Source organism: Ruminococcus sp. RTP21484sp1_RTP21277st1_D2_RTP21277_210401, from assembly GCF_040924225.1.
In the GTDB taxonomy this organism is placed as follows: Bacteria; Bacillota; Clostridia; order Lachnospirales; family Lachnospiraceae; genus Blautia_A; species Blautia_A faecis.
Window position 1 is genome coordinate 20,289 of the sequence record NZ_JBCOMJ010000003.1, and the last position, 6,816, is coordinate 27,104.

Genomic DNA, 6,816 nt, shown 5'->3' on the forward strand with positions numbered 1-6,816 from the left:
GTTACCTCTCTTTCTGTATCACTGTCATAGCTGTATAGTACACTAGAATTGTATTTTCGTCAAGTGGTTTTTTACATTTTTTCACATAAGGAACAAAACAGTGTTTCCTGTGCAAAAAAAGAACATTGCATTTCCCTGCAAAGGAAATGACAATGTTCTCTTTTCTATTTCTTTTAGAATCCTTTTCCATTTTCTTCGTTTTCCATCTGCGCCTTGGCTTTTCGCCCGATTCCTGCATTGCTGTTCATAATGCTGGCCCGGGTGATCTTGTCGTTTCCAAATTTCATGCGGATGGCATCCATCGCTGCATCCAGCTTCTGGCGCTGTTCCTTTTTCGCACAGTCCTCAAACAGGGACATCTGTTCGAATCCGTCCTCAGTAAGTCCGGTGAGTGCCACTCCGATCAGACGTAATGGCTGCCCCTTCCAGAACTCTGCGAACAGTTTTCTGGCATTTGCGTAGACTTCATCAGTTACATCCGTAGCGCTTCCAAGCTTCATCTGATGGGAACGATTCTTAAAATCCAGAGTGCGGAAGGTGACAGAAATACAGGTACATTTCTTTCCTTTCCGCCTCATTCTGGTGGCTACCACATCGCATTGCTCCAATAAAATAGGCTGGATCTGCTCCATAGATACAATATCATCATTGAAAGTCTTCTCCACGCTGAAGCCTTTACTCTCCTCAGGCACTTCCAAAACCGGAGAATTGTCAATGCCTCTGGCGTACTGGAAGAGCTGATGTCCGGTCTTTTCTCCCAGAAGTGTCTGAATAGTGGACTCCCTTTCCCGAGCCAGTTCCCCTATGGTGCGGATACCGAAATCAACCAGCTTCTTTTCCGAAGCTTTTCCCAGAAATAACAGATCTCTGATGGGAAGAGGCCACATTTTTGCCGGAATTTCTTCCGGGAAAAGGGTGTGCACTTTATTTGGCTTCTCGAAGTCCGAGGCCATTTTCGCCAGCAGCTTATTGGTGGAAATTCCCACATTTACTGTAAATCCAAGCTCCTGATAAATCTTATCCTTTATCTCACAGGCTGTTGCTATGGGATCCGGGTAGATCAGGGAAGTTCCAGTCATGTCCAGAAATACCTCATCAATAGAAAAGGATTCCATTGCAGGAGCATAAGATTTACAAATTGCTTTAAATGCCTGGGAATTCTTCGTGTAAAGGCGAAAATCACTAGGTACCACTACCAGATTCGGGCATTTTCGAAGGGCCATTGCCACGGGCTCACCAGTCTGTACTCCGTATTTCTTGGCAGGAATGGATTTCGCAACTATGATTCCGGTACGTGTCCTGGGATCACCGCCTACTGCAGACGGAATTTCCCGCAGATCCGGCTCACCTGCCTTTACTCTGCTCGCTGCCTCCCAGGAAAGAAAAGCGCTGTTCACATCAACATGAAAAATCAATCTTTCCATCTGATTCTCCTTCTTTCGTATTTTCCTTTATTTCCGAAAATTCTGTGATAGACTCAATATAGCACGTCAGAAGGAAATATGTCCAGATTCTTTATGTATATATTACGCAAATACGGTAACACAAAAAGACTGTAAAAGTTCTAAACTGGCTGTCATAGCGAAAAGCTGCTGCGAAAAAGGTCACCTTTAGTTCAGATAACTCAGAATATTGTCATTATCCAATGTGAACAGCTCCAATTGCGCGGATATCCATTGGATAAACGTTCTCTCTGCCAACATACTGGGAAATGTATTCTACATAATTCTCCATTTCATTTTCCGGTACAACAGCTGCAATAACACCGGCAAATCCGCCGCCATGTACTCGGCAGATACCGCCGCCGATCTTGTTCAGGAACAGCTGGGTAAGAGCAAGAACCAACGGGATCTTCTGCTCGTGGCAGTCTTTCATGCAGTAGCAGTTCTGAAGCAGTTCCCAGGACGATCTTCCGGATTCATCCATCAGCTTCAAAAATTCCTCGTAATCTGCCTTACCAATTGCCTCTGCTGCCCGTTCTACACGGGAAGTCTCTTCAAAGAAGTGAATGGAACGGAGAATTGCTCTGTCGTCCTGAATCTCGTTTACATGTGCAAGCAGATTTTCAAGAGTAGTCTCATGAAGAAGCTCTGCACCAAGTACCTTGGCTGCTGCTTTCATCTCACCTGGAATCTCAGAGTACTCCTGGCTGAGATCTGCATGGCCTTTTCCGGTGTTTACAATAACCAGTTTGTGATCAAATTTTCCATAGGAGAAGTCCAGCTTGCTGTATTTCAGATCATTTCTGTCTGCAAAGTCGAAGAGAACCGGACCACCAACTGCACATGCCATCTGATCCATCATTCCGGAAGCTTTATCCCAGTATACGTTCTCTGCGTACTGACCAATCTTTGCATAGTCTGTGTAAGTCATCTTGCTGTCGTTAAAGAAGTAATCGATGATTACGCAGATCAGCATTTCAAAGGATGCAGAGGAACTTACTCCTGCTGCTGCGATCACGTTGGTGCTTACATAGGCATCAAAACCAGCTGTCTGAAAGCCATTCTTCTTCGCACCTTCCATCATACCGGCAACCAGGGCAAAGGTTCCTTTCGGATAGTTGGCTCTGCTGATCTTGTCAAGATCAACTACGATCTCATCTCTGTAGCCTTCACTTGTAATGTGGATCACGTTGGTTCCATTCGGTGCAGCTGCGCCGATGGTATCCAGATTGATACTTCCTGCGATTACCTTGCCGCCGTTGTGGTCAACATGGTTTCCGATGATTTCTGTTCTTCCAGGGGAAGTAAAGAAATCTGCATGGTCATGTTTGTAGATTCTGGCAAAGTTGTCTGCTAGATTCTGGAAACGAGCTGCGCAGGCACTGTTCTCTCCATAGATTTTCTCAAGGTTTGCTTTTTCTGGTAAATTCATGGTCTCATTCTCCTATTTTTGTTAATATTGTTATAATTTTACATTCTGTACTCCAGCTGCCTCAGTGCATATTTTCCGCTTCATCTGTGCTTATCCGGATCTCTCATCAAGTTAATTTCATTTTTGTCGAGAGGCAATCACTTTTAGCGTTTTTTGAGGCAAAAATTTTATTCTTTTATTCTGGTCAAATTTTGCTCTGACGCAATATTTTCCTCTTTTGTGCATGTTAACTTGACTACAATAAAATCACAATTTTATCGGGAAAATGACCCACTTAAATCCCTTATTTTTATTGACTTCTAGAAAGTCGATTTTTGGAAAAATCGCGATTTTGAGCTATTTTTGGCTGTTTTTTGAACTTTTCGTCAAATTGCACAAAAAAAATGACCTCGGATAAAAATATCAAAGGTCATTTTCTATGTTCTTGTTCTTATAAGTTCCTAGTAAGTAAACTATTTTATTTGATGTTTCAGGCTAAAAAATTTGCCCCATTTTACGCTAAAGTTTATTGCCCTCGAACATAGTATTTCTGACCTTGAAGTCATTATACGAAATTTATATATTTCTTGCAATAGTTCGAGTCCCAATTTCGCAATATTTTACTTATTTTGCTTAATATATTACGGATATTGATCAATATCATCATCATCTTTATTTCTTCCGGCAGTAAGACAAGCTGTAAGAATAAGTCCAACTACTCCACCAACCACAAATGTGCAGCCTACAATACAAATAAATGTACCAATACCAAGTGTAATCATGCAGTCTCATCCTCCATTCTGTTAATTTCTGTATCAAGCAACTCTAAAGCAGTATAAAATTTAGTGTCGATTTCTTCATAAATACAATCAATAACATTTTTAATAATTTTTTTACGAATATAATTGAGCTTTTGATCTTCTGCAAAATCGTCTATAGATATATTCATTTTCAGATCATCAGAATCAAGCTCAACACCATTTTTATGTTCTTCTAATCTTCTTTCAAGATACCATTTAGCTTTTTTTAAATCCTGAAGCTCTTTTTGCTTGTCACCAACATATTTCTTACCGGCTCTGCAGATATATTTAACTACATTACCAAGGCAATAACCAAGTCCCCAGTCTTCTATAAAATTAATTACCTGGTATTTTGTTCCGCAATAATGAGACGGATTATCTACTGCATTATGTCCAGAAACTGGATCAGAATAAGCGTGGGATACAGTTTTGCAATTATCTTTTCTAACAAATGTTTTGAAACTATATGATAAATTACCGTATGTATTATCTATAGATTCAATTTCATCAAAATTGTTTAGAAGGTACTCAATTGGAAAAAATACATCTGCTGTAGAGATACATCTATCACCTAAATTAACGATTGTAGCATAAACTTTTTCGCAATAAGGTAAGAACATTTTATAGATACTTTCTCCACCAACTGCAAAATACTTAAGCGGAATTTCGGCTATAAATTTTATTTCTTCTTTTGTCATTTTTTTTAGCACATTAACATCTGTAACATATCCATTATCTTCATTGATATTGATTGGCTCTACTGCATAATTAAGTGTCGTAGAAAGGATAATATTGTTCCTACTTTTAAGTGGCTTGTTACCAATACTGTTCCATGTCTTTCTTCCCATGATAACAGAATGTCCCATTGTTAATTCTTTAAATCTTTTCATATCTTCTGGAATCTTATAAAGTAAGTCACCATTCTTACCGATTCCACCAAAATTATCCATACAAACGATTGCTGATAACATAAATTTTCTCTCCTTAAATACCCAATGGTAGTGTCAATTGTGGCTTCATTGGCTTGTAATTTTCCATAGAAAAGTCGTAAATTGTCATGTCGTAAAAGTTATTTTTTTCTGAATTTAATACCAATTTTGGCATCAAATTTTTATCAATTTCACCATTTTTTAACGCTTCAAAAGTGACTAAATGACGTTCATTTGCGCGATGAATTAGTTCTTTTGCTTGGTCAATATGGAGGTCGTATACCTGTTCATTTGCCACGAAATGAGTAAATTTTCCAGGTTTATATCCAGTGTGTCTAGCAACCATCATGAGCAGTGCGGCGTATTGTATTTCATTAATTCCACCTCCACCACTTGCAGCTAATAAGTCACCTGATCTCTGGTTTAAGAACAGGTCTAAATACTCTCCACGTACTGTCCATATAGTCTCATAGGCACATGGTTTTAATCCGTTTGGTTCATCTCTAAATTCCTCTTCTTGCCAGAGATTACAGATATGATAACGTCCATATGGATTGTTCTTGATATCATCTAAAACACGCTTTTTAAACAAGTCATAACGGTGTACTGTATGACCATATCTATACCCATTTGTACCATCTCCAATATCCCACAAATTCCAATATGACACGCCCATTTCATTCAAAAGCTTGAGGTCATTTGACTCTTTCTGGAAGATCCAAAACATTTCTTTGATTGCACTTTTCCATGCAATTGGACGTAAAGTACAGATTGGAAATTCACCTTTTGAGAGGTCATATTGACGCATTTGATGTGTCACAAAATAGGTATGTGCAGGTGTTCCGTCCTCATATTTTGGTCTAGGATTTTCATCTTTAATACCATTTTGAAGGATATTATAGATAGATTCTACAAGATATTTATCGGCTTTTGTCATTAATCCGTATTCATATTCCATGTATTATTCCTCAACTTTCCACTTAAAAATATCTTCTTCAAATTTAGAAATTACATCTTTATTATTAGTGTGGATTACAATAAAAATTTCTTTTGGAATTCCAAGAGACAATAATCCCATAATAGATTTTGCATCAATAACATATCTGCCACATACAGCGTCAATGTCATAATCGTATTTATCAATAGTTTTTACGAGACTATTAGCATCATTCAGTGTGTTCAGTTTGATTTTCATTATTTTCATCTTCTTTCACTTCTTTATTTACTATATCTTCATCTTCTAAAAACAATTTATATCCATATTTATCATTGCAGATATTATATAATTTTGCATTTGCATCTTCGGAAGCAGGTACACCCTTTTTGTGAGTGTACCTTTTGCAAATGTTTTGTTTTGGACATGTTTTAGAATTTTCATCTAATGCACAATAATAAAATGTGTCCATTTATTACTCATTTTTGTCAGTTGATCCGAAACCACCGTTACGTGTTGCTTTTGCATCGTCATCATCAGTAATTCCATATTCTAAGAAAATTCCCTGGGCGATAGCTGCATTACTTGTTACTGAAAACTCTTTATCTCCACGATTTACAAGTTTAATAAAAATGTGACCTTCGTTGTCAGAGTTAATAAAATCGCAGTCTATAATTCCTGTTCCATTTACTAGATTGCACTGATATTTAAATCCAAGTCCACTTCTTGGGTAAATCATAAGAACATAATCTGTATTCATACGACATTTAATACCTGTTGGAATTTTAATTACTTCTCCTGGCTTTAGTGTAAATGAAAATGGAGTTCTAATATCAAATCCTGCGCTAAACTTTGTAGCTCTTGTAGGTAACTCTAATCCATAATACATACTTTCAATTTCTTGTCTGAGTCTCTTAGATGTATCATCACCTGCAAGTCCAAATGTATCTAAATAATCTTTTTCAAACTGCTTATAGCTTACTTTCTCAAATTTTGCCACCCTCTTCATTTATCTTCATCCTCCTCGTCCCATGGATCATATTCATCGCAACATTCACAATCACCGTTGCAATGCAATTCTTTATTTGGATTAACTCTAAACATATATTTAAGAATTCTGTCTTCACCAATAGTTTCAATCGCATCGTAAGCTGTACCTCCATCAGAAAACAATACAGCACCGACTGGTGGTAAGTACGACTCCGTTTCAACAGTAATTGACATGTCATCTTCATCGAATGCAATCCAGAGTGCATCTGATGGATGGTCGATTTCTCCATTGTGTTCGTCTGCATAATTC

At 37.9% G+C, this 6,816-nt stretch carries 9 protein-coding genes; all 9 read right to left on the minus strand.

Annotated features, from left to right (window positions below):
- Window positions 1-173: 173 nt before the first annotated feature.
- Window positions 174-1,424, minus strand: a complete 1,251-nt coding sequence (locus AB5706_RS02370) for a DNA polymerase Y family protein (RefSeq protein ID WP_173715590.1) — start codon at window positions 1,422-1,424, stop codon at window positions 174-176.
- A 214-nt stretch (window positions 1,425-1,638) separates the two neighbouring features.
- Window positions 1,639-2,874, minus strand: a complete 1,236-nt coding sequence (locus AB5706_RS02375; RefSeq protein ID WP_148462565.1) for a galactokinase — start codon at window positions 2,872-2,874, stop codon at window positions 1,639-1,641.
- 620 nt (window positions 2,875-3,494) lie between these two features.
- A complete protein-coding gene (locus AB5706_RS02380) occupies window positions 3,495-3,635 on the minus strand; it encodes a hypothetical protein (protein ID WP_195590100.1) in 141 nt (46 codons plus the stop codon).
- The gene (locus tag AB5706_RS02385) at window positions 3,632-4,624 is read right to left on the minus strand and encodes a dihydrofolate reductase (RefSeq protein ID WP_368365705.1); all 993 of its coding nucleotides are present in this window, start codon (window positions 4,622-4,624) and stop codon (window positions 3,632-3,634) included. The genes AB5706_RS02380 and AB5706_RS02385 overlap by 4 nt, the downstream gene beginning before the upstream one ends.
- 13 nt (window positions 4,625-4,637) lie before the next feature.
- On the minus strand, window positions 4,638-5,540 hold the full coding sequence (locus AB5706_RS02390; protein ID WP_368365706.1) for a thymidylate synthase: 903 nt from the start codon (window positions 5,538-5,540) through the stop codon (window positions 4,638-4,640).
- Window positions 5,541-5,543: 3 nt separating this feature from the next.
- Window positions 5,544-5,786 (minus strand): HPr family phosphocarrier protein, encoded by a 243-nt coding sequence (locus AB5706_RS02395; RefSeq protein WP_368365708.1) that lies wholly within the window; start codon window positions 5,784-5,786, stop codon window positions 5,544-5,546.
- Complete coding sequence (locus AB5706_RS02400; protein ID WP_368365709.1) at window positions 5,749-5,988, minus strand: hypothetical protein; 240 nt, start codon at window positions 5,986-5,988, stop codon at window positions 5,749-5,751. The genes AB5706_RS02395 and AB5706_RS02400 overlap by 38 nt, the downstream gene beginning before the upstream one ends.
- Window positions 5,989-5,991: 3 nt before the next feature.
- Entirely contained in the window at window positions 5,992-6,525 is a 534-nt protein-coding gene (locus AB5706_RS02405; RefSeq protein ID WP_368365710.1) for a dCTP deaminase/dUTPase family protein, read from the minus strand.
- On the minus strand, window positions 6,522-6,816 hold a 295-nt coding region (locus AB5706_RS02410), incomplete at its 5' end, for a hypothetical protein (RefSeq protein WP_368365712.1). The genes AB5706_RS02410 and AB5706_RS02405, both read right to left, overlap by 4 nt.